Source organism: uncultured Lutibacter sp. (assembly GCF_947495725.1).
In the GTDB taxonomy this organism is placed as follows: domain Bacteria; phylum Bacteroidota; class Bacteroidia; order Flavobacteriales; family Flavobacteriaceae; genus Lutibacter.
The window spans coordinates 186,958-209,109 of sequence record NZ_CANLZZ010000004.1 but is presented as its reverse complement, the minus strand read 5'-3'; the positions used below and the strand labels follow the sequence as shown (position 1 = coordinate 209,109).

Annotated in this window: 21 protein-coding genes; 6 read left to right on the top strand and 15 right to left on the bottom strand. The window is 29.7% G+C overall.

All coding sequences use genetic code 11. The annotated features are described in order from the left end of the window. Positions 1-145 precede the first annotated feature (145 nt). The 7 genes from rodA to Q0776_RS10500 all read right to left on the bottom strand — a co-directional run bounded on the left by rodA (position 146) and on the right by Q0776_RS10500 (position 7,964). Positions 146-1,423 carry a rod shape-determining protein RodA gene (gene rodA, locus Q0776_RS10530; RefSeq protein ID WP_298367903.1) on the bottom strand — a complete coding sequence of 426 codons (1,278 nt, stop codon included), beginning with the start codon at positions 1,421-1,423 and terminating at the stop codon, positions 146-148. Then, entirely contained in the window at positions 1,413-3,269 is a 1,857-nt protein-coding gene (gene mrdA, locus Q0776_RS10525) for a penicillin-binding protein 2 (RefSeq protein WP_298367900.1), read from the bottom strand. Before mrdA ends, rodA begins: the two co-directional genes overlap by 11 nt. Next, positions 3,270-3,776: a rod shape-determining protein MreD gene (gene mreD, locus Q0776_RS10520; protein WP_298367897.1), complete on the bottom strand. Its 507-nt coding sequence runs from the start codon at positions 3,774-3,776 to the stop codon at positions 3,270-3,272. Further along, positions 3,769-4,599 carry a rod shape-determining protein MreC gene (gene mreC / locus Q0776_RS10515; RefSeq protein WP_298367894.1) on the bottom strand — a complete coding sequence of 277 codons (831 nt, stop codon included), beginning with the start codon at positions 4,597-4,599 and terminating at the stop codon, positions 3,769-3,771. The genes mreD and mreC overlap by 8 nt, the downstream gene beginning before the upstream one ends. Positions 4,600-4,624: 25 nt before the next feature. Further along, a complete protein-coding gene (locus Q0776_RS10510) occupies positions 4,625-5,653 on the bottom strand; it encodes a rod shape-determining protein (protein ID WP_298367891.1) in 1,029 nt (342 codons plus the stop codon). A gap of 52 nt (positions 5,654-5,705) precedes the next feature. Beyond that, positions 5,706-7,223, bottom strand: a complete 1,518-nt coding sequence (gene purH / locus Q0776_RS10505; protein ID WP_298367889.1) for a bifunctional phosphoribosylaminoimidazolecarboxamide formyltransferase/IMP cyclohydrolase — start codon at positions 7,221-7,223, stop codon at positions 5,706-5,708. Positions 7,224-7,511: 288 nt separating this feature from the next. Then, on the bottom strand, positions 7,512-7,964 hold the full coding sequence (locus Q0776_RS10500) for a GAF domain-containing protein (protein WP_298367888.1): 453 nt from the start codon (positions 7,962-7,964) through the stop codon (positions 7,512-7,514). A 38-nt stretch (positions 7,965-8,002) separates the two neighbouring features. On the opposite strand from Q0776_RS10500, the gene xrtF reads away from it, so the two are divergent. The 3 genes from xrtF (at position 8,003) to Q0776_RS10490 (ending at position 9,473) form a co-directional block, all read left to right on the top strand. Further along, positions 8,003-8,539: an exosortase family protein XrtF gene (gene xrtF / locus Q0776_RS10495; protein ID WP_298367885.1), complete on the top strand. Its 537-nt coding sequence runs from the start codon at positions 8,003-8,005 to the stop codon at positions 8,537-8,539. Next, on the top strand, positions 8,536-8,970 hold the full coding sequence (locus Q0776_RS17815; protein WP_366139221.1) for an exosortase F system-associated protein: 435 nt from the start codon (positions 8,536-8,538) through the stop codon (positions 8,968-8,970). Before xrtF ends, Q0776_RS17815 begins: the two co-directional genes overlap by 4 nt. Before the next feature lie 62 nt (positions 8,971-9,032). Continuing rightward, complete coding sequence (locus tag Q0776_RS10490; protein ID WP_298367882.1) at positions 9,033-9,473, top strand: heavy metal-binding domain-containing protein; 441 nt, start codon at positions 9,033-9,035, stop codon at positions 9,471-9,473. 59 nt (positions 9,474-9,532) lie between these two features. Here the strand turns inward: Q0776_RS10490 and Q0776_RS10485 are convergent, their stop codons facing one another. The 8 genes from Q0776_RS10485 to miaB all read right to left on the bottom strand — a co-directional run bounded on the left by Q0776_RS10485 (position 9,533) and on the right by miaB (position 16,813). Beyond that, the gene (locus tag Q0776_RS10485) at positions 9,533-10,111 is read right to left on the bottom strand and encodes an adenine phosphoribosyltransferase (protein ID WP_298367879.1); all 579 of its coding nucleotides are present in this window, start codon (positions 10,109-10,111) and stop codon (positions 9,533-9,535) included. A gap of 143 nt (positions 10,112-10,254) precedes the next feature. Then, on the bottom strand, positions 10,255-11,889 hold the full coding sequence (groL, locus tag Q0776_RS10480; RefSeq protein ID WP_298367877.1) for a chaperonin GroEL: 1,635 nt from the start codon (positions 11,887-11,889) through the stop codon (positions 10,255-10,257). A gap of 107 nt (positions 11,890-11,996) precedes the next feature. Then, the gene (locus tag Q0776_RS10475; protein ID WP_298367874.1) at positions 11,997-12,275 is read right to left on the bottom strand and encodes a co-chaperone GroES; all 279 of its coding nucleotides are present in this window, start codon (positions 12,273-12,275) and stop codon (positions 11,997-11,999) included. Between the two features lie 157 nt (positions 12,276-12,432). Then, a complete protein-coding gene (gene secG, locus Q0776_RS10470) occupies positions 12,433-12,774 on the bottom strand; it encodes a preprotein translocase subunit SecG (protein WP_298367873.1) in 342 nt (113 codons plus the stop codon). Positions 12,775-12,777: 3 nt separating this feature from the next. Next, positions 12,778-13,581: a hypothetical protein gene (locus Q0776_RS10465; protein WP_298367870.1), complete on the bottom strand. Its 804-nt coding sequence runs from the start codon at positions 13,579-13,581 to the stop codon at positions 12,778-12,780. A gap of 4 nt (positions 13,582-13,585) precedes the next feature. Continuing rightward, positions 13,586-14,092 carry an LptE family protein gene (locus Q0776_RS10460; protein WP_298367868.1) on the bottom strand — a complete coding sequence of 169 codons (507 nt, stop codon included), beginning with the start codon at positions 14,090-14,092 and terminating at the stop codon, positions 13,586-13,588. A gap of 50 nt (positions 14,093-14,142) precedes the next feature. After that, positions 14,143-15,375 (bottom strand): sigma 54-interacting transcriptional regulator, encoded by a 1,233-nt coding sequence (locus Q0776_RS10455; RefSeq protein WP_298367865.1) that lies wholly within the window; start codon positions 15,373-15,375, stop codon positions 14,143-14,145. 4 nt (positions 15,376-15,379) lie between these two features. Next, positions 15,380-16,813 carry a tRNA (N6-isopentenyl adenosine(37)-C2)-methylthiotransferase MiaB gene (gene miaB, locus Q0776_RS10450; protein ID WP_298367863.1) on the bottom strand — a complete coding sequence of 478 codons (1,434 nt, stop codon included), beginning with the start codon at positions 16,811-16,813 and terminating at the stop codon, positions 15,380-15,382. Positions 16,814-17,047: 234 nt separating this feature from the next. Between miaB and Q0776_RS10445 the strand changes: the two genes are divergently transcribed. The 3 genes from Q0776_RS10445 (at position 17,048) to Q0776_RS10435 (ending at position 22,143) form a co-directional block, all read left to right on the top strand. Next, entirely contained in the window at positions 17,048-18,298 is a 1,251-nt protein-coding gene (locus tag Q0776_RS10445; RefSeq protein ID WP_298367860.1) for a hypothetical protein, read from the top strand. Between the two features lie 152 nt (positions 18,299-18,450). Further along, positions 18,451-20,934 (top strand): type I DNA topoisomerase, encoded by a 2,484-nt coding sequence (gene topA, locus Q0776_RS10440; RefSeq protein ID WP_298367859.1) that lies wholly within the window; start codon positions 18,451-18,453, stop codon positions 20,932-20,934. Positions 20,935-20,982: 48 nt separating this feature from the next. Further along, positions 20,983-22,143, top strand: coding sequence for a formimidoylglutamase (locus Q0776_RS10435; protein ID WP_298367857.1), 1,161 nt, complete (start codon positions 20,983-20,985; stop codon positions 22,141-22,143). Positions 22,144-22,152 lie beyond the last annotated feature (9 nt).

Sequence of the window (22,152 nt, the reverse complement as noted above, 5' to 3'; positions counted from 1 at the left end):
ATTTGATGTAATATTTTTAAAGGTATTCTTAAGTTGTTAGCAAAACAAGTTGAAGTATTATAAGATCTTTAGTTAAGCACAAAAAAGGCATTCATTTTTACGATTTACAAATGCTTTTTTTTAAAACAAATTAAAAACTGTACTATTACCATTCGTAGGAGCGGTTGGCATCTAATCTAATAAAAAGAAATAAAAGCACGGTAAAACCCCATAAAGCGGAGCCTCCATAACTAAAAAAAGGTAAAGGAATTCCTATTGTTGGCAATATTCCTATTACCATACCTATGTTTATAGTGAAATGAGTAAAAAATATAGCTGCGATGCTGTATCCATAAACTCGGCTAAATTTGGATTTTTGACGCTCTGCAACTTGAAGAATTCTAAGTAAGAAAATTACAAACAATAGTATTACAACCACGCTACCTATAAACCCCCATTCCTCACCAACTATGGTAAAAATATAATCTGTTTGATTTTCAGGAACAAAATTTCCTTGAGTTCGTTCTCCTTCCAAAAATCCTCTACCTGTCATTCCTCCAGAAGCAATTGTAATAACAGATTGATTTGTATTATAACCAATACTTTTAACATCCGTAGTTTTTCCTAGCAGAATATTAAATCGATCTCTGTGTCTTTGTTCAAAAACATTATTAAAAACAAAGTTAACACTAAAAATAAATAAAGCTGAAATTAAAAATATACCAGAAATTTTCATCCAACCTTTTTTAAGTGCCTTTTTTCTGTATAAAACAAAATATAATAGAATTACTAAAAACAGTAAAAAAGAGCCCAATAATGTATATAAGAAACCAAAATATAGGGTGGCAACAAATAAGAATGCAGCAATAAATCCAATAGTAATATAATAAAAAGGAAGTCCTTCTCTATATAAAACAAATACAAATGCCGAATAGACTAAAGCAGATCCAGGATCTGGTTGTAATGTTATTAAAGTGGCTGGAATAAATAAAATTAATAGGGCCTGTGCTTGATTTGTTATTTTATTTAAGTTAAATTGTTTTTCACTTACTAATTTAGCAATTGCTAATGCCACAGCGGCTTTCACAAATTCTGAAGGTTGTAGGCTAAAAACTCCAAAATCGTACCAAGAAGTGGCTCCATTTATATTCTTTCCAACAACAAACAATCCCACTAAAAATAGTAAGCTCACTAAATAAATAAGCGAAGCGTATTTTTCATAAAATTTTGCTTCAAAAAGTAGTATTAATAGTATTATTGGGATGCTTAGACAAATCCAAACAAGTTGTTTTCCATATTCGGTTGAGAAATTTATAATACTTATATCTTCATTTGTAATAGTTGCAGAATATATGTTAAGCCAACCCACAAAAATGAGTAAGAAATAACATAAAACTAATAGCCAATCTATTCCATAAAATATGTTAGTTTTTCTACTCCTCAATTTCAGTTGTTTCTTTTAGTTGTTTATTATATTCTTCTTGTAAACTACCATTAAACATTTCTTGCTCTTTCCAAGGTCTAATAGTTTCTCCTTTTAAATATTTCTCTATCATTAAACTAGCAATAGGACCTGCCCATCGTGATCCCCAATAGCCATTTTCAACAAAAACTGAAATGGCTATTTTTGGGTTGTCTTTTGGTGCAAATGCTATAAATATGGAATGGTCTTGTCCGTGAGGGTTCTCTGCTGTACCTGTTTTTCCGCAAATTTCAATTCCTTTAACTTTTGACCAGCTTGCTGTTCCTCTTGGGTTCTCAAATACATTAAACAAACCTTCGATTACGGGTTCAAAATATTTTTCATCTATAGAAGTATATTTTGGAGTTGTATATTTTTCGTCTAATTTTTTATCTTTAATTTGTTTTACAATATGTGGCGTGAAATAAAACCCTCTGTTAGCTACAGCTGCAGTCATATTAGCAAGTTGTATAGGTGTTGTTAATACTTCGCCCTGGCCAATGGCATTTGAAATACTGTACGTTGCTGTCCACCGCGAATTAGGATACCATTTATTGTAAAAATTAGCATCAGGAACAAGTCCTTTTTTTCCAACTGATAAATCATTGTTTAAATAGTTTCCTAGTCCAAAACTTTTTACATGATTACTCCATACATCCATACCTTCACGAGCTGTTGGATATTTTTCAATAGTTTTTCTATAAGCATTTGAAAAATAGCTATTGCACGATCTGTATATAGCCTTATTTAATTCTACAGGACTGCCGTGCGTTCCGCAATGACATTCCATAAATGCTCCTTTTCCCGAACCATAACGGTAACCTCCAAAACATTTTATGGTACTGGTAGTAGTAATAACATTCTCTTGCAGTGCAGCCAGTGCCGTAATTACTTTGAATGGTGAGCCTGGAGGGTATTCTCCTTGTAATCCTCTGTCTAATAATGGATTACTTATGGTGTCTAAAAATAATTTAGAAAATTGTTTAGATCTTTCTCTTCCTACTAATAAATTAGGGTCAAAAGTAGGAGTGGAAACAAGTGCTAAAATTTCTCCAGAAGATGGTTCTATAGCGACAATTCCACCTCGCTTATTAATCATTAAGGCTTCTCCATATTGTTGTAGTTTGCTATCTAAGGTTAAAGTAATATCATTTCCTGGCACTGGAAGAGTATCGTAGATTCCGTTTTTATAGGGTCCAATTTCTTTATTAAACCTATCTCTTTGTATGTATTTTACACCTTTTGTCCCTCTTAAAGTTTCTTCATAAGTTACTTCAACTCCTGCAGTTCCAATTAATTCTCCTAATTGATAATTAGGATTGTTTTTTATCATTCTTTCATTTACCTCACTAATATATCCAAGTACATTTGGGGCTGAATTTAAGGGGTATTCTCTTAAAGATCTTTTAATAATGTAAAAGCCTTTGAACTTATGCATTTTTTCTTGTAAATAGGCATAATCACTTTTAGATAATTGAGGTAAAAATGTGGATGGAATTCTTGTTGAATAGCGTTTTGCCCTTTCAAATTTTTTTATAAAATCTTCTTTTGTGATTTTCAATAATTTACAAAAATCTAAAGTGTCTAAAGGTTTCACCTCTCGCGGAATTATCATAATATCATATGAAAGCTGATTGGCAACTAAAAGCACTCCATTTCTATCGTATATATAGCCTCTTTCAGGGTAATCGTAGGTTACTTTTACTGCTGAACTATTTAAGGTGGGAATTGTATATGAATTATTTAGTATTTGTAAATAAAACAATCGACTTATAAATATTATTGCAATAAGAATAATTAAAAAGGCTAATAATCCTGATCTTTTCATTTATTTCTTTTTTGTAAATAATATAATACCTAAAATACTTAAAATTATTGTAAAAATACTTGTTAAAATTGTGTTAGAAATTATTGTTTGATACGAATTGATACTAAAATATTCTAAACTAAAAACCGTGACGTGATGAATTAAGGTTAAGATACTTATAAATAAAAAGGCTTTTCCAAAGGAAATGGTTCTTAAATTAAATAATAAAAAATCGAAATCATATTTTTTTAATACAGCTCTTAATATTGGAAGTCTTAAATATGCAATTAAAAGAGTTGCACCAGCATTTATACCACCTGAATTTGAGAAAAAATCTACGGTTAAACCTAATAAAAAGCTTAAAATTAAAAAAGTACTTTGATTTTTTCTTATTGGAAATAAAATAACCCAAATTATGTAAACCATTGGATTTATAAATCCAAACAAGTTTAAATTATTGAGTATTAGAACTTGTAAAAGCACTAACCCCAGAAAGCGAACTGAATTATTTAGTACTAAATTAGTCATTTGTATTTTCTTTTTCTAAGAGTAACTGTTCGGTTCTTTCAAGGTTTTTAATTATTTGAACATAACCCAAATTACTCATATCATTAAATAATTCAATATTTATAGTTTTGTATTGGTTATTTTCAAAGGAGAAATCTTTTATTGTTCCTATATTAATTCCTTCAGGAAAAATAGCCGATTTTCCACCAGTTATAATTGTATCTCCTACTTTTAGTTTTGCTTGTCTAGGAATATCAATTAATTGAAGAATATTAAAATCATTTCCATTCCAAATTAATGTTCCAAAGTGATTACTGCTTTTTAAACGTGCATTAATTTTAGAATTGTTATTTAAAATTGAAAGAACAGTTGTATAATTATTTGAGGTGTTTTTGGTAACGCCAATAATTCCCTTACTATTTATTACACCTAAATCAGATGTTATTCCTTGTTTTATTCCTTTATCAATAGTTAAAACATTATTTCTTTTGGTATAATTATTATTAATAATTTTGGCAAAAGTATATTGGTATTTTTGTCTAAATTTTTCCGATTTATTTATATTAAAACTGTCTTTTTCAATAGATAAATTATTTATAATTACAGTGTTTTTTAAATTAGTAATTTCTTCAATTAACTGTCGATTATCTTTTTTTAATTGAAAAAATTCATTTATTGAATTAGTAGTATTATATATCCCTCCAGTAATGGAGTTTGCCGAATTTACAAACTTACTTTTGTGATAAGAGTGATGTTGAATTGTAAAAAAAAACGCAACTACTTCTAGTAGAATAAATAGCAGAAAATATCTAAATTTTCTAATGAAATAAATTAATTGCTGCATATATTAAATAGAACTCTAGTAGGTGTTATTTCATTAAAACGTTTTTGTATTTTTCAAGATCTTTTAAAGCAATTCCTGTACCTCTTACTACTGCTCTTAATGGATCTTCGGCAACATATACAGGTAAGTCTGTTTTTCTTGATAATCTTTTATCCAATCCACGCAACATAGATCCACCACCAGCTAAATAAATTCCTGTGTTATAAATATCTGCCGCTAATTCTGGTGGAGTTTTAGATAAAGTTTCCATAACTGCATCTTCAATACGTAAAATTGATTTATCTAAGGCTTTAGAAATTTCTCTAAACGAAACTTGAACCTGTTTTGGTTTTCCACTTAATAAATCCCTACCTTGGACCAGCATATCTTCTGGAGGAGTTTCTAGATCTTCTGTAGCAGCACCAATTTGAATTTTTATTTTTTCTGCAGTACGTTCTCCTACATATAAGTTATGTTGAGTTCGCATATAATATGCTATATCAGCGGTAAATACATCACCAGCTACTTTTACAGATTTGTCACATACAATACCTCCTAAAGCAATAACAGCAATTTCAGTTGTACCACCTCCAATATCAATTATCATATTACCTTTTGGCTGCATAGTATCAATACCAATACCAATAGCTGCTGCCATTGGTTCATGAATTAAGTATATTTCTTTGGCATTCATATGTTCTGCAGAGTCTATTACGGCACGTTTCTCAACTTCAGTAATTCCAGAAGGAATACAAATAACCATTCTTAAAGACGGAGTGAAAAAACGTTTTTTTATACTTGGAATATTTTTGATAAATTCTTTTATCATTTGTTCCGAAGCTTCAAAATCTGCAATTACACCGTCTTTAAGTGGCCTTATTGTTTTTATATTTTCATGAGTTTTTCCTTGCATTAAACTGGCCTTTTTACCAACTGCAATTATTTTTCCTGTTGATCTATCTCGAGCAACTATTGAAGGAGCATCAACTATGACTTTACCATCATGAATTATTAATGTGTTGGCCGTTCCCAAATCAATGGCAATGTCTTCGGTCATAAAGTCGAAAAAACCCATATTTTTTTATTTTTTTTAAATTTTTATATGTAACCTTTCAAAGTTACTAAAATTAGTGTTTGAAATGACGTGTTCCTGTAAAAACCATTCCAATATTATTTTCATCACAATAATCAATTGATAATTGATCTTTAATTGAACCTCCCGGCTGAATTACAGCTTCTATTCCAACTTTTCCTGCTATTTCTACACAATCTGGAAAAGGGAAAAAAGCATCACTAGCCATTACAGCTCCTTTTAAATCAAAATTAAAAGTTTTTGCTTTTGTAATTGCTTGTTCTAAAGCATCAACTCTACTTGTTTGGCCAGTTCCTCCAGCACACAATTGTTTATTTTTTACTAAAATTATAGTATTTGATTTTGTGTGTTTACAAATTTTTGATGCAAATAATAGATCTTCAATTTCGGAATCAGAAACAATTCTTTTTGTAACGTTTTTTAAACCTTCTTTAGTATCTGTAATATTATTTGGCTCTTGAGCTAAAACTCCATTAAGTGCTGTTCGATAACTAATATTTGGAAATTCAACTTCTTTTTGAACTAAAAGAATTCTATTTTTCTTTCCTTTTAAAATTTGCAAAGCCGCTTCAGAGTATGAAGGAGCAATTACAACTTCGCAAAATAAGCTATGAATTTCTTTAGCAGTTGCCTCATCAATTTCTTTATTTGCAATTAATACACCTCCAAATGCCGAAGTTGGATCACCAGCTAAAGCATCTAAATAAGCTTGTGCTAATGTCTCTCTTTGAGCAAACCCACAAGCATTGTTATGTTTTAAAATTGCAAAAGTTGGTGCTTCTCCTTTAAACTCTTTAATTAAATTTACCGCTGCATCAACATCTAATAAATTATTGAACGAAAGTTCTTTACCGTGTAGTTGATCAAATAATTCATTTAGATTTCCATAGAAAAATCCTTTTTGATGTGGGTTTTCTCCATAACGCAATTGTTTAGAAACATTAAAACTTTGTCTAAAAACGGGTTCGTCATCATTTAAATAATTAAAAATTGCAGTATCGTAATGACTTGAAACTGCAAACGATTTTGCCGCAAATGATTTTCGTTGCGCTAAAGTTGTTGCTCCATTATTTTCTGAAATAATAGATAAAAACTCGTCGTACTGTTCCATTGATGAAACACATATTACATCCTTAAAGTTTTTTGCAGCAGCTCTAATTAAAGAAATTCCTCCAATATCAATTTTTTCTATAATATCTTGTTCAGAGGCACCACTTGCAACTGTTTTTTCAAAAGGGTATAAATCAACAATTACAATATCCATTTCAGGAATCTCAAACTCTTTTAATTGTGCTTGATCACCTTCATTATCACGTCTATTTAAAATTCCACCAAATACTTTTGGGTGTAAAGTTTTAACACGTCCACCTAAAATTGAAGGATACGAAGTTAAATCTTCAACAGGAACCACTTCAATTCCTAAATTTTTTATAAAAGTTTCAGTTCCACCTGTAGAATAAATAGTTACACCAAGGTCATTTAATTTTTCTACAATAGGACCTAATCCATCCTTGTGAAATACAGAAATTAATGCCGATTTTGCTCTTTTCATTATGTTTATAAGTTGATTTATTGCTGTGGCGCAAAGCTAATAATAATCAACAGTTTAAACAATATAATTTACATTGAATTTTAAGGGAGTTTTTTAACAATTGAATAAAATATTTCAACAAATTCGTAATTGTTTTTGAAAGAAATTTTATTTTATTGAAGTTTATATAATAAAAAGTTGTTTTTTTATGAAAAACGAAGTGTTTTTAGTACCTAAAAAAGGTGGTTGTTAACTATTTTTAATACAACCTTTTTTTTAGCTTCTTTTAAACTAATACAATGTGAAATGTTATAATAATTGTGCAACTCCAGCACAAATAAATTCTAGTAATTTCTCATCTTCATTAGAAAATGGATTAATAGAGTGCGAATCTATATCTATTTGACCAACGTTTTCATTATTTACAAAAATGGGTATAACTATTTCACTTTTTACTTTCCAACCACAAGAAATATAATTGTCCTGGCTACTTACATCTTGCACAACAAAATTTTTATTGCTTACCGCTACCTGTCCGCAAATTCCTTTGCCAAAAGGAATAATAGTATGTTCTGTTGGTTCTCCTGCAAACTGGGCTAATTTTAATTCGTTTTTATCACCATTTTTAAAATAGAATCCAACCCAATCATAATAGGGTATTTCTAATTTTAATAAATCACATATTTGTTGAAGTGTATTTTCAATATTTGTATTTTTTTCAAGAATACTATTTATGGACTTTTTTAGTTGAGTGGTGTTCATTTTAATTTGTAATTTTAGGCAAAAATAAAATTCTTTCGGTGCAAAATAATAAAACAGTTATAATTTTTTTAGTTAAGTTTTTTGGAACTTATAGTTTGTTATTTTTGTTATACTCGTTTTATTTAACAAAAAATCAAAAAGCTATTGAGGTGTTTTCATGTGCGCCAATTACTCAATTAGTAGCGGAACAGTCAAACAGTTTGTTAAATGTTTTTGGTTTTGAAGGCAAAATTGAACAATCCCAATCAGAATTATCAATAAATTTATTTGTAGATAATGTTGTTGTGGCAAAAATTATAGAAGGATGTAATTCCATAAGCATTATTATTTTATTTATTTCTTTTATTGTCTCCTTTGCTTCGGGAGTAAAAAAAACATTGATTTATTTAGTCTTCGGAAGTTTGTTAATTTACGCCGTAAATATTTTAAGAATAGTGGTAATTGTTATTGCTATTTATAAATATCCACAATATCAAAATGTGCTGCATTCAATAATTTTTCCTAGTATTATTTATGGAATTACTTTTTTACTTTGGTTTTTGTGGGTCCAAAAATTTTCAAATATAAAAAGATGAAAAAACAGGTTAGAATTATATTAATTTTAATATTAGTTTCTCTTTTAATTGGGGTAAGAGCTTTTCTAGAACCCTTATTTTACGACCCTTTAATTGAGTATTTTAAATCTAGTGTAGCTTCAAATCAAATACCAGAATTAGATTTTTCGATATATTTTTTTAATATTTTTTTAAGATATTTTATAAATACCGTTATTTCAATAGCAATTATTTATTTGGTTTTTAAAAAACTGAATACTTTAATTTTTGTATTAAAGTTTTATGTTGGTTCCTTCTTTGTTTTATCAATTTTACTTTTTTGCTTATTGTATTTTAAAAGCCTTCATAATGATCTTTTTATATTTTATGTAAGAAGATTTTTAATACAACCATTATTTTTATTTGTTCTATTACCAGCATTATATTACCAAAAATTAAAAATAAAAAAATAGAAATCCGTAATTTTTATTATTTTAGGCGACAAAGCTTATTAAACAAATTAAAAACATTAAAAATGAAGAAAGGAATTTTAATTTTAACTACAATATTTTCGTTTGCTGTTTTATTTGCATCTTGTAAGGATGCAAAAAAAGAGGGTGAGAAAATGGAAAAACATGAAGGTCACGATCATTCTATGGAGGAAAGTGCTTCAAATGCAAATTTTCAATGTCCTATGGATTGTGAAAAAGGAAAAACTTATGCAGAAAAAGGATCTTGTCCAGTATGCAAAATGGATTTAAAGAAAAAATCGGGAGAAAGTGATACTATTCATGCTGATGGATGTAAATGTAAAGAAGGAGGAGAGTGCAAATGTGAAGCAGGAAAATGCGAGTGTCAAAAAGAAATGGCCTGCGCAAAATGTGAACCTGGTAATTGTACTTGTAAAAAAGAAACTGCAATAATGGAAAAAGAATGTTCACATTGTGAGCCAGGAAGCTGTGAATGCAAAGCGTAATTTGAATTTAAATATAAAAAAAGAGCCTTTTTATTTTTAAAAAGGCTCTTTTTTTATGCTTAAAAAGTTAACAGAGCTTTTATTTTATGGTCATCAACATATTTTTGAAGTACTTTTCTTCCTGGTAAAAAGGATAAATCCATTATAAAATTAAAGCCTGCTATTTCTGCGCCACATTTTAAAATGATTTCTGCTGCAGCTCCGGCTGTTCCTCCTGTTGCTAATAAATCATCATGAATTATAATTTTATCTCCTGGTTGTATTAATCCTTCTTGAACTTGAATTTCATCAAAACCATACTCTTTTTCAAACCTTTGGGTAATAACTTTCCCTGGAAGCTTTCCTGGTTTTCGTGCTAAAATCATTGGAGAATTTGAAGCTTTGGCTAAATCAAATCCAAATAGAAATCCCCTAGCATCAAAACACAAAATTTTATTAAATGAGAAATTAGACGAACCTTCTCTAGGAAGCATTTCTTTTAAAAATTTTGATGTTAATATGGCAAGTTCAGGTTTAAATAAAATACTTTGAACATCTTTAAAATTCACTCCTTTTTCTGGCCAATCTGGAAATGTTTTAATTTCCTTTTTTAAAAGGTTTCTACATTCTTCAATAGTTGTAATCGCTTCAATCTTCATTTTTTCTATTTAAATAAAATTATTTTCAAAAGTACTTAAAATTTATATTTTGCTATATGATAATTTGTAAAATCATTACTGTTTTAACAAAAAAAACCACCTGAATTTAATCAAGTGGTTTTAGAAAATATAGTTATAATTTTTTACATCATTCCTGGCATTCCACCACCCATTGGAGGCATTCCCGCTGCAGGAGCATCTTCTTTAATATCAACTAAAGTACAAGCAGTAGTTAAGATCATACCTGCAACTGAAGCGGCATTTTCTAATGCAACTCTAGTCACTTTTGTAGGATCGATAATACCAGCTTTTAGCATTTGTGTATATTCATCTGTTTTTGCGTTGTAACCAAAATCATCTTTACCTTCAATTACTTTTGCAACAACTACAGATCCTTCACCACCAGCATTTTCAACAATTTGACGTAGTGGTTCTTCAATAGCTCTAGCTAAAATTTTAATACCAGTTACTTCATCTAAATTATCTGTAGTAATTGATTTCAATACTTCAATAGTTCTTACCAAAGCAACTCCACCACCAGCAACAATTCCTTCTTCAACAGCTGCTCGTGTTGCGTGTAAGGCATCATCAACTCTGTCTTTTTTCTCCTTCATTTCAATTTCACTTGCAGCACCAACATATAATACGGCAACACCACCAGCTAATTTAGCCAATCGTTCTTGAAGTTTTTCTTTATCGTAATCAGAAGTAGTTGTTTCGATTTGAGTTTTAATTTGAGCAACTCTAGCTTTAATCATTTCAACATCACCAGCTCCATTAACAATAGTTGTGTTATCCTTGTCTATAGTAACTCTCTCGGCAGTTCCAAGCATTTCTAAAGTAGTTTTTTCTAGAGTTAAACCTCTTTCTTCAGAAATAACAGTTCCACCTGTTAAAATTGCAACATCTTCTAACATTGCTTTTCTACGATCACCAAAACCAGGAGCTTTTACAGCTGCAATTTTTAATGCGCCACGTAATTTATTCATTACTAAAGTTGCTAAAGCTTCACCTTCAACATCTTCAGCAATAATTAATAAAGGTTTACCACTTTGAGCTACTGGCTCTAAAATTGGTAATAAGTCTTTAAGGTTTGTAATTTTCTTTTCGAATAATAAAATGTAAGGATTTTCTAAATCGGTTAACATTTTGTCAGCATTTGTTACAAAATAAGGAGATAAATACCCTCTGTCAAATTGCATTCCTTCAACAATATCTACATATGTAGATGTTCCTTTTGCTTCTTCAACAGTAATTACACCTTCTTTTCCAACTTTTTCAAAAGCTTGAGCAATTAAATCTCCAATAGTTTCATCGTTATTTGCTGAAATAGAAGCTACTTGTTTTATTTGATCAGATTTGTTACCAACTTCATGCGATTGCTCTTGTAAATTTTTAACAATTGATTCAACTGCTTTGTCAATACCACGTTTTAAATCTAATGGGTTTGCGCCAGCAGCAACATTTTTTAATCCTTCTTTTACAATTGCTTGGGCTAAAACGGTTGCAGTAGTTGTTCCGTCACCAGCTAAATCATTTGTTTTTGAAGCCACTTCTTTTACCATTTGAGCTCCCATATTTTCTAAAGGATCCTCTAATTCAATCTCTTTGGCTACAGTTACTCCATCTTTTGTAATTACGGGTCCTCCAAAAGCTTTACCAATTACAACATTTCTTCCTTTTGGTCCTAGCGTTACTTTAACTGCATTTGCCAATGCATCAACTCCACGTTTTAATCCGTCACGAGCTTCAATATCAAAAATTATATCTTTTGCCATTTTTTCTTATATTTTTTAACAATAAGTGTTTAGACATAAGCCCTTTCACTTATTACGTTATTAAATTTTTTATAAATATTTACTATTAGTTTAAACTATTAGTTTTTTTAAACAATTGCTAAAATGTCACTTTCTCTCATAATTAAATATTCCGTACCATCTAAAACAAGTTCAGTACCTGCGTATTTACCATATAAAACAGTATCTCCAACTTTAACAGTCATAGGTTCATCTTTTGTTCCATTACCTACTGCTAAAACAGTTCCTTTTTGTTGTTTTTCTTTTGCTGAATCTGGAATAATTAATCCTGAAGCTGTAGTTGTTTCTGCTTCAACAGCTTTAATTAAAACTCTATCGGCTAAGGGTTTAATATTAATTTTACTCATTTTTATAATTGGTTTAAAATTATTAATTCGGTGAATTAACTTGCTAAAAGTGTGCCAATTCAATAAAACTGACAAATGTACTTTTTGAAGAAAAAAAACTAAAAAAAAATGCCAATGTGAGTGACACGTTGGCATTTTTTTTTAGATGTTGTAATTATTATTGAACACTATCTTGTGTAGTAGGAGCAACAGGTTCTGCTGGAGTATCCTGAACTTCACGATTTTCAATTGTGTTTTCAATTTCTGAACTTGTATCAACTGCATTTATTTTTGGAGCAGCGAAGTTAGATAATAATATAAGCGCTAATAAAACTATTGAAAGTGTCCAAGTACTTTTATCTAAAAAATTAGTGGTGTTTTGCACACCTCCTAATGATTGTGAACCACCACCACCAAATGATGAAGATAATCCTCCTCCTTTAGGGTTTTGAACCATAATAATTAATATTAGCAAAAATGCTACTATCATAATCAGAACTAAAAATAATGTATATGTCATGACTTACTTTTTTTGTAATTTTTTTATTGCTTTAATTTGGTCTGCAAAGAAACCACTTTTTTCTGGATATTTCAAACTTAAAATACGGTAAGCTTTAATAGCTTTTTCAAATTTATTTTGTTCAAGATAAACTTTAGCTAAAGTTTCGGTCATTAAGCTTTCGTTTTCCGATGAGCTTTCGTGTGAAATGTCTTTATTTAAAGCGTTTTTATCTACAGGTTTAATTTTTGGGTTTGATTTAATAAATTTTTCTATTAAGCTTTTTTTATTTGGTTTAGAAGGTTCTTTTTTTACAATTTCCTTTCTAATTATTGGTTTTTGAGATATGAGTTGCATCCATTCATTAAATGAATGTGGTTCTGAATTTTTAAAGTTTAGAGGTTTTCCAATTTCTAATATTTCAGAAGGTTTTTCATCTGCTGAAATAATTTCGGGTTTAGAATTTTCAATTACCTCTTTATTTTTTTCATTAAAAGAAGCTGTTATTTTTTTATGAAACGATTTGATTGTTTCTGGTTCAATTAATTCAATTTCTTCAAGAATTATTGGCTCGTTTGTGGTGGTTTTTGAAAAACTTTTGGTGGTAATAAAATCAAATAAAACAGATCTGTCAATAGTGTAAGCAGCAGTTTTTTTTAAAGCCTGATTGTATTTAAAGCTGTTTGTTTTATTTAATCCTTTTAATTGAAGTGCTTTGGCTAATTGAAAGTAAGGATATTCATTAATAACGGCATCTAATTGGGATGTTTTTAAAGCATCAATTGTTGCTGTGTTTTGCATTAATTTATAAAAATCATTACTGTTCATAAAATTACCATTTCGCTACAGAAGCATTAAATATATCTTGTGTTATACGGTCAATAATTTCTTTAAAAGCATCATCCATTAGTCCACCTACTAATTGTTCATTTGCTCCAAAGTCGTAAAAATGTGAAAAAGAAGTTTCAAAATTATCTTCTTCATTTTTATTATTATAAAAACGAACATTTACAGTAATGGTTAACCTATTTTGAGCGGCAGTTTGTTGTGCTGTAGCTGTCATAGGGTTAATTTTATATCCTGTAATTTCTCCTTCAAATTGTAAATCTCCACCCGAACTAACTGAAGTTAAATTAGTTTGTGTATCAAATAAATCTCTAAAGCTAGTTGTGAAAGTTTGACTTAAAGAGGGCTCAACAAGAATGGCTGTATTTTGAAAAAAATCAATTTGTATAGTTTTTACATCGGGACTAATATTGGTTCCAGTAAATGAGTAAATGCCACATTGAATAAATGTATAACTTACAAGAAATAAGAGTAAGAGGTTAATTTTTTTCATTTTCTATTTTAATGATTTTATAAATAGGAGTTCAAAGTTAGTTATTTAAACTACAAATCGTATTGTTTTATTTTACGATACAAAGTTCTTTCTGAAATTCCCAATTCTTTTGCTGCAAGTTTTCTTTTTCCGTTGTTTCGTTCTAACGATTTTTTTATGAGTTCAATTTCTTTTTCTTGAATAGATAAACTTTCGTCGGTATCTATTGTTTCTGCAAATTGAAAATCTTCGTTGGTATTATAATCCTCGTTAATTTGAACAACTTCAACATGGTTGTCTTCTTCATCAAAAGTTTTTTCTTGATATATTTTCTGAATTAGTTTTTTATTTTCTTCCTTTACTTTAGATGTGTCGTTACCTTTCATTAAATCTAAAGTAAGTTTTTTTAGATCGTTGATATCATTTCGCATATCGAACAATATTTTATACATAATTTCTCGTTCACTTGCAAAATCACTTTTTTTATTTTCTCCATTTATTACCGAAGGTAAGTTTGTACCTTTACTTGGTAAATATTGTAAAATTCTATCGGCAGAAATAATTCTATTTTCTTCAACTACCGATATTTGTTCGGCGATATTTCTTAACTGACGAATATTTCCGGGGAAGCTATAATTTAATAATATTTTTACAGCATCATCGGTTAATCTAACGGTTGGCATTTTATATTTTTGAGCAAAATCTGAAGCAAATTTTCTAAATAATAAATGAATATCGTTCAATCGTTCGCGCAGTGGAGGTAGATTTATTTCAATGGTGCTTAACCTATAATATAAATCTTCTCTAAATTTACCTTTACCAATAGCATCGTGCATTTTTAGGTTTGTAGCCGCAACAATGCGAACATTTGTTTTTTGAACTTGAGATGAACCAACTTTTATAAATTCTCCATTTTCTAAAACACGTAATAATCTTACTTGGGTAGTTAATGGCAACTCTCCAACTTCATCTAAAAAAATTGTTCCTCCATCCGCAACTTCAAAATAGCCATTTCGGCTTGATGTTGCCCCAGTAAAAGCGCCTTTTTCATGTCCAAAAAGTTCACTGTCAATTGTTCCTTCTGGAATTGCACCGCAGTTTACAGCAATATATTTGGCGTGTTTTCTATGAGAAAGATTGTGAATGATTTTCGGGATATTTTCTTTACCCACACCACTTTCACCAGTTACCAACACCGAAATATCCGTTGGAGCAACTCTAATAGCTTTTTCGAGTGCTCGGTTTAAGTGAATATCATTTCCTATAATTCCAAAACGCTGTTTTATTACTTGTAATGATTCCATATTTTTATGCTCTTTTTCCTAATAGCGTTGCTGATGTACAATTCTCTACTAAAACATTTATAAAATCTCCTACTTGTTCATCTCCTTTTGGAAATATAACAACTGCATTTTGTGAGTTTCGGCCTTTCCAATGTGCATCAGATTTTTTAGAAGTACCTTCTATTAAAACTTCAACTGTTTTTCCAATAAACTGCTCCATTCTGTACAACCCGTGTTTTTGTTGTAGCTGAATAATTTCGTTTAGTCTTCTTTTTTTATCGGCATTAGGCACATCGTCCTCCATACGTTTTTCTGCTGGTGTACCTGGTCTTTCAGAATAAGCAAACATAAATCCAAAATCGTATTTTACATATTCCATTAAGCTTAGCGTATCTTGGTGTTCTTCTTCTGTTTCACCACAAAAGCCAGCAATCATATCTTGAGACAAGGAACACTCTGGAATTATATTTCGAATATTATCAATTAATTCCATGTATTCTTCACGTGTATGTTGTCTGTTCATTCGTTGTAAAACGGAGGTGCTTCCAGATTGAACTGGTAAATGAATGTATTTGCAAATGTTATCATGTTTTGCCATAGTATGAATTACATTCAAGCTCATATCTTGTGGGTTTGAAGTTGAAAACCTAAATCGAGTTTGAGGAAATTCAGTTGCGGCTAAATCTAATAATTGTGCAAAATCAACAGCAGTAGCTTTTGCAATTTCTGAAGCATTTTTAAAATCTTTTTTTAAACCACCTCCATACCAAAGGTAACTATCTACATTTTGACCAAGTAATGTAATTTCTTTATAATTACTATCCACAAGTTCTTTAATTTCTTCTAAAATACTTTTTGGATCTCTACTTCGCTCTCTTCCTCGAGTAAAAGGAACCACACAAAATGTGCACATATTATCACATCCTCTTGTAATTGAAACAAATGCAGAGACACCATTGCTGTTTAACCTCACAGGAGAAACATCTCCATAAGTTTCTTCTTTAGATAAAATTACATTTACAGCATCTCTACCAGCGTTTACTTCTTGCAGTAAATTGGGTAAATCTCTATAGGCATCAGGGCCAACAACCAAGTCAACAATTTTTTCTTCTTCAAGAAATTTTGCTTTTAAACGTTCTGCCATACAACCTAAAACTCCCACTTTCATAGTTGGATTTATTTTTTTTACAGCATTGTATTTTTCTAAACGTTTACGAACTGTTTGTTCGGCTTTTTCCCTTATTGAGCAAGTATTTACAAGTACTAAATCGGCATCCTCCAATAAATGAGTAGTGTTATATCCTTCTGTTGAAAGAATAGACGCTACTATTTCGGTATCATTTAAATTCATTTGACAACCATAACTTTCTATATAAAGTTTTTTATGGTTTCCAGATTTATTTTCTGTTAAAAGTGCCTGTCCTTGCTTTTTTTCTTCTATAACTTTTTCGCTTCCCATACTTTTTAATTGGATTGCAAAGATATAACCAATTTTCGAAAAATATGACAGATTGGCAGAAATTTAACAATTTCAATTGATTGATTTTACAATAGATATTTGAGCATTAAATTTATCAATACTATTTTAAAATTTACTTAATTGTAGCGTTTTACTACTTTTACTCGTATTAGTGATATGGGTTTATTATAAATTAATAACAAACTTTAAATACTAACATTTAAATTAATTAAAATGAAAACTAAACATATTTTTTTATTTATTACAGCCTTATTTTTTATGGTTTCCTGTGATAAAACAGAGGATGAATTAGAAACGGTTAATGTTGCTAAAGCAGAATATATGTCTTTAAAAGCTTTACGTTCATCTACAGATATTATTGCACCAAAGCCTATTATAGAATCTGGAAAAATATATGCCTATAAGGATATGGTATTAGTGAATGATGTTGATGAAGGTATTCATATTATTGATAATTCGAATCCTGAAAATCCAGTAAAAAAAGCATTTATTAAAATAATTGCTAATAAAGATATGGAGGTGAAAGGAGATTATTTATATGCCGATAGTTTAATGGATTTATTAGTTTTTGATATTTCAGATTTAAATAATATTCATGAAATAGCACGATTAGAAGATGTTTTTCCTTGGTATGTTCCAATGCCTTTTGTTGATAATTTAGTAGTAGAATATGGAGATAATGGAAATTATCAAGAAGATGTTATTGTAGGATGGAATATTACTCAAGAACGTAGAAAGATTGAAGATGTTAGAAATAATTGGGAAACTGGAGGTATATTTTTCGATATGGTAGCAACAGCATCATCAGAATCAACAGGACAAGGAGGTTCTTTAGCCAGATTTAAAATTGTAAACGATTATTTGTACGCGGTTGATAGTCATAATATTAATATTTTTGATATTTCAAACTTAGAGAGTCCACAAGAATTAAATGATGTACATGCTGGATTTGATATAGAAACCATTTTTAATAGAGGTGATCAATTATTTTTAGGAAGTATGAGTGGTATGTATATATATGATATTACAAAACCTGCTACTCCGCAATTTGTTTCTGAATTTCAACATGGAACAGCTTGTGATCCGGTAGTAGTAGACGACCAATATGCTTATATTACCTTACGTGCTGGTAACTTTTGTGGAGCTTTTGAAAGTAGTTTAGAAATTGTAGATGTATCTGACATTTATAATATTGAACACGTAAAATCGTACTCAATGGATAATCCTTATGGTTTGGGCGTAAAAGACAATTTGTTATTTATTTGCGATGGAACTTCAGGATTAAAAGTTTACAATAAAGAAAATGTTGAAGAATTAGAGTTAATTAATACCTTTAAAAATATTACAACTTTTGATGTAATTCCTTTGGAAAGTCATTTACTATTAATTGGTGATAACACATTGTTTCAGTATAAATATTCTGGCGAAAGTATTGGTTTACTTAGTGAATATTCATTAAATTAAAAATTAATTTCCTTAGTAAAAGCAGGCTCTACGGCCTGCTTTTTCGTTTTTTTACAAATAGTATTTGATAAGTTTTAAAAATCTTATATACATTTGCAAACCGAAATCACCTATTATATATAAGGTGTGTTTTATGAAAAAAGACAATATTTATGGCAAAGAATCTGGTAATAGTTGAGTCACCTGCAAAAGCAAAAACAATTGAAAAATTTTTAGGAAAAGATTTCCAAGTTGAATCAAGTTTTGGGCATATTGCAGATTTACCATCTAAAGAAATAGGAATTGATGTTGAAGGTGATTTTATGCCAAAATATAAAGTTTCAACAGATAAAAAAGCAATTGTTAAAAAACTTAAAGATTTAGCAAAAAAAGTTGATACAGTTTGGTTAGCATCTGATGAGGATCGCGAAGGAGAAGCTATTGCTTGGCATTTATATGAGCAATTAAAATTAAAAGATGCCAATACAAAACGTATTGTTTTTCATGAAATTACAGAAAAAGCTATTCTAAAAGCTGTTGAAAACCCAAGAAGTATTGACTATAATTTAGTAAATGCCCAACAAGCAAGAAGAGTTTTAGATAGGTTAGTGGGGTACGAATTATCACCTGTACTTTGGAGAAAAATAAAAGGAGGGTTATCAGCAGGAAGAGTACAATCTGTTGCTGTAAGATTAATTGTAGAAAGAGAAAGAGAAATAATTAATTTTAAGCCTGTAGCGTCTTACAAAGTAGTAGCTGAATTTTCAAATTCTGAAGGTAAAAAGTTTAAAGCGAGTTTGCCTAAAAATTTTAAAACTAAAAAAGCGGCTGAAGCATTTTTAAATTCTTGTATTGGAGCTAATTTTAAAGTTGAAGATTTACAGAAAAAACCAGCTAAAAAATCACCTGCAGCACCTTTTACAACATCAACATTGCAACAAGAGGCTTCAAGAAAACTATATTTTCCTGTAGCAAAAACAATGATGATGGCGCAAAGATTATATGAAGCTGGTTTGATAACTTATATGAGAACAGATAGTGTAAATTTATCTGATGATGCTAAAGCAGATGCAAAAGAAGAAATAATAACATCTTTTGGAAAGTCATATAGCAAGCCAAGAAATTTTAGTAATAAATCAAAAGGAGCACAAGAAGCTCATGAGGCAATTAGACCAACTAATATGAGTACGCAATCTGTTTCTGTAGATTATGACCAAGATAGATTGTACGATTTAATTTGGAAAAGAACAATTGCTTCACAAATGAGTGATGCTCAATTAGAAAGAACAAACGTTAAAATATCAAATTCGAATAATCCATCAATTTTTACTTCTAATGGTGAAATGATAAAATTTGATGGGTTTTTAAAAGTATATTTAGAAGGTACCGATAATGAAGATGAAGAGCAAGACGGAATGCTTCCAAATTTAACCAAAGGAGATGCACTTTCAAATGAAATTATTAATGCAACAGAGCGTTATTCAAGACCTCCATATAGATTTAGTGAAGCTGCATTGGTTAAGCGTTTAGAAGAATTAGGTATAGGTAGACCATCTACATACGCGCCAACAATATCTACTATTCAAAGAAGAGAATATGTAGAAAAAGGTACAATAGAAGGAACCGAAAGAAACTACACTCAAATTACTTTGAAAAATGAAAAGGTAGTTTCAGAAACACTTACTGAAAAAGTTGGATCAGATAAAGGAAAACTTGTACCAACAGATATTGGAAATATTGTGAATGACTTTTTAGTTGAAAATTTTTCAAATATTTTGGATTTTGGATTTACTGCAAAAGTAGAATCTGAATTTGATGATATTGCCGAAGGAAAAGAAGATTGGATTGAGATGATTAAAGATTTTTACAAAACATTCCATCCAATTGTTGAAGATGTTGCAGCAAATGCAGAAAGAGCTAAAGGAGAAAGATTACTAGGTATAGATCCAGATAGCGGAAAAAATGTGTATGCACGATTAGGTAGATTTGGAGCGATGGTACAAATAGGTGAGGCAACAGATGAAGAAAAACCTAAATTTGCTAGTTTGCAAGGTGATCAGACTTTAACATCAATTACCTATGAGGAAGCAATGGATTTATTTAAACTTCCTAAAACTATTGGAGAATTTGAAAATAATGAGGTAATAGTTGCAAGCGGTAGATTTGGACCATATATTAAATTTGACAAAATGTTTGTTTCTATCCCAAGAGACGAAAATCCAATGTCTATTGATATTAATAGAGCAATCGAGTTAATTAAAGAAAAACAAAAAGCAGACGCTCCAATTGGCACATATGAAGATATGCCTATTCAAAAAGGAGTTGGAAGATTTGGGCCATTTATAAAATGGAATAACATGTTTATTAATGTTAATAAAAAGTACGATTTCGATAATTTGTCTCATGAAAATTTGGTGGAATTAATTGAAGATAAAAAAAGAAAAGAAATTGAAAAAGTAATTCATAATTGGGAAGAAGAAGGGATAAGAGTTGAGAAAGCTCGATGGGGAAGATCTAATATTATAAAAGGTAAAACTAAAATTGAACTACCAAAAACTGTTGATGCTAAAAAGTTAACATTAGAGGAAGTTAAAGGGATTATCGAAAAAAATGCACCAAAAAAGAAAACTACTAGAAAAAAAACGAATAAAAAATAAGATTTTTAATTATCTTGGCACTTTAAAAGTGTTATTCAACCCCAAACAATGAATTTCGATTATCTCAATCCTGTAGACAATACATTATTATCATACAGTAAAATGCAGTCTAATACTACACTTGGACAATGCATTGAAATTTATTCAGATAAAAATCAATTTCCAAATATCTTAGATAAGAAAATAGCCATAATTGGTGTTTTAGAAGGAAGAGGTGCGGTTGGTAACTATGGAACTGGAACGGATTTTAGTGAAATACGAAAAGAATTGTACAAACTTTATCCAGGAAACTGGCCCGTTAAAGTTGTAGATTTAGGAGATATTGTTGAAGGTCATACAATTGAAGATACATATTTTGCTCTAGGTGAAATATTAAACTTTTTAATAAAAAATAAAGTTATACCAATTATAATTGGAGGTGGCCAGGATATTACTTACGCAAATTATAGAGCCTATGATAAGTTGGAACAAACAGTTAACATAGTTTCGGTCGATAATAAATTCGATTTAGGGTCTATTGAGGATGAGTTAACCTCAGATTCTTATTTAAGTAAGATTGTTATGAATCAGCCAAATAACTTATTTAACTTTTGTAATATAGGTTACCAAACTTATTTTAATTCTCAAGATGAAATAGATTTGTTGGATAGCTTGTTTTTTGAAACACACAGATTAGGCGAATTATTAGGTGATATTCAAATAGTTGAGCCTGTTTTAAGAGATGCGGATATAGTAAGCGTTGATTTATCTTCTATAAAAAATGCTGTAGCGCCTGGTAATAATAAAGCTACTCCAAATGGGTTTTCAGGTACAGAAATTTGTGCCATTTCAAGATATGCAGGAATTAGTGATAAAGTTTCTTCATTTGGTATTTTCGAATATAACCCTAAATTAGATTTAAAAAATCAAACAGCTCAGCTAATTGCTCAAATGATTTGGTATTTTATTGAAGGATTTAATTATAGAGCAAACGATTACCCTTTTGGATTAAAAGATCAATATAAAAAGTTTATTGTTCCAATTGAAGAGCAATTATTAAATTTTTATAAAAGCCATAAAAGTGGAAGATGGTGGATGGAAATAGATATAAGTAATAGTAATAAATTTAAAAGACATGCGTTAATACCTTGTACATATCAAGATTATATTAGTGCAAGTAATCAGGAAATACCTGAAAGATGGATAAGAACATTAAAAAAATTAGTTTAATTTTTTTTG

Excerpts from the sequence above, each read along its gene's own strand:
- mrdA (WP_298367900.1), bottom strand. The coding sequence starts at position 3,269 with ATGAAAAGATCAGGATTATTAGCCTTTTTAATTATTCTTATTGCAATA.
- mreD (WP_298367897.1), bottom strand. The coding sequence starts at position 3,776 with ATGACTAATTTAGTACTAAATAATTCAGTTCGCTTTCTGGGGTTAGTG.
- mreC (WP_298367894.1), bottom strand. The coding sequence starts at position 4,599 with ATGCAGCAATTAATTTATTTCATTAGAAAATTTAGATATTTTCTGCTA.
- Q0776_RS10510 (WP_298367891.1), bottom strand. The coding sequence starts at position 5,653 with ATGGGTTTTTTCGACTTTATGACCGAAGACATTGCCATTGATTTGGGA.
- purH (WP_298367889.1), bottom strand. The coding sequence starts at position 7,223 with ATGAAAAGAGCAAAATCGGCATTAATTTCTGTATTTCACAAGGATGGA.
- Q0776_RS10500 (WP_298367888.1), bottom strand. The coding sequence starts at position 7,964 with ATGAACACCACTCAACTAAAAAAGTCCATAAATAGTATTCTTGAAAAA.
- Q0776_RS17815 (WP_366139221.1), top strand. The coding sequence starts at position 8,536 with ATGAAAAAACAGGTTAGAATTATATTAATTTTAATATTAGTTTCTCTT.
- Q0776_RS10490 (WP_298367882.1), top strand. The coding sequence starts at position 9,033 with ATGAAGAAAGGAATTTTAATTTTAACTACAATATTTTCGTTTGCTGTT.
- Q0776_RS10485 (WP_298367879.1), bottom strand. The coding sequence starts at position 10,111 with ATGAAGATTGAAGCGATTACAACTATTGAAGAATGTAGAAACCTTTTA.
- groL (WP_298367877.1), bottom strand. The coding sequence starts at position 11,889 with ATGGCAAAAGATATAATTTTTGATATTGAAGCTCGTGACGGATTAAAA.
- Q0776_RS10475 (WP_298367874.1), bottom strand. The coding sequence starts at position 12,275 with ATGAGTAAAATTAATATTAAACCCTTAGCCGATAGAGTTTTAATTAAA.
- secG (WP_298367873.1), bottom strand. The coding sequence starts at position 12,774 with ATGACATATACATTATTTTTAGTTCTGATTATGATAGTAGCATTTTTG.
- Q0776_RS10465 (WP_298367870.1), bottom strand. The coding sequence starts at position 13,581 with ATGAACAGTAATGATTTTTATAAATTAATGCAAAACACAGCAACAATT.
- Q0776_RS10460 (WP_298367868.1), bottom strand. The coding sequence starts at position 14,092 with ATGAAAAAAATTAACCTCTTACTCTTATTTCTTGTAAGTTATACATTT.
- Q0776_RS10455 (WP_298367865.1), bottom strand. The coding sequence starts at position 15,375 with ATGGAATCATTACAAGTAATAAAACAGCGTTTTGGAATTATAGGAAAT.
- miaB (WP_298367863.1), bottom strand. The coding sequence starts at position 16,813 with ATGGGAAGCGAAAAAGTTATAGAAGAAAAAAAGCAAGGACAGGCACTT.
- Q0776_RS10445 (WP_298367860.1), top strand. The coding sequence starts at position 17,048 with ATGAAAACTAAACATATTTTTTTATTTATTACAGCCTTATTTTTTATG.
- topA (WP_298367859.1), top strand. The coding sequence starts at position 18,451 with ATGGCAAAGAATCTGGTAATAGTTGAGTCACCTGCAAAAGCAAAAACA.
- Q0776_RS10435 (WP_298367857.1), top strand. The coding sequence starts at position 20,983 with ATGAATTTCGATTATCTCAATCCTGTAGACAATACATTATTATCATAC.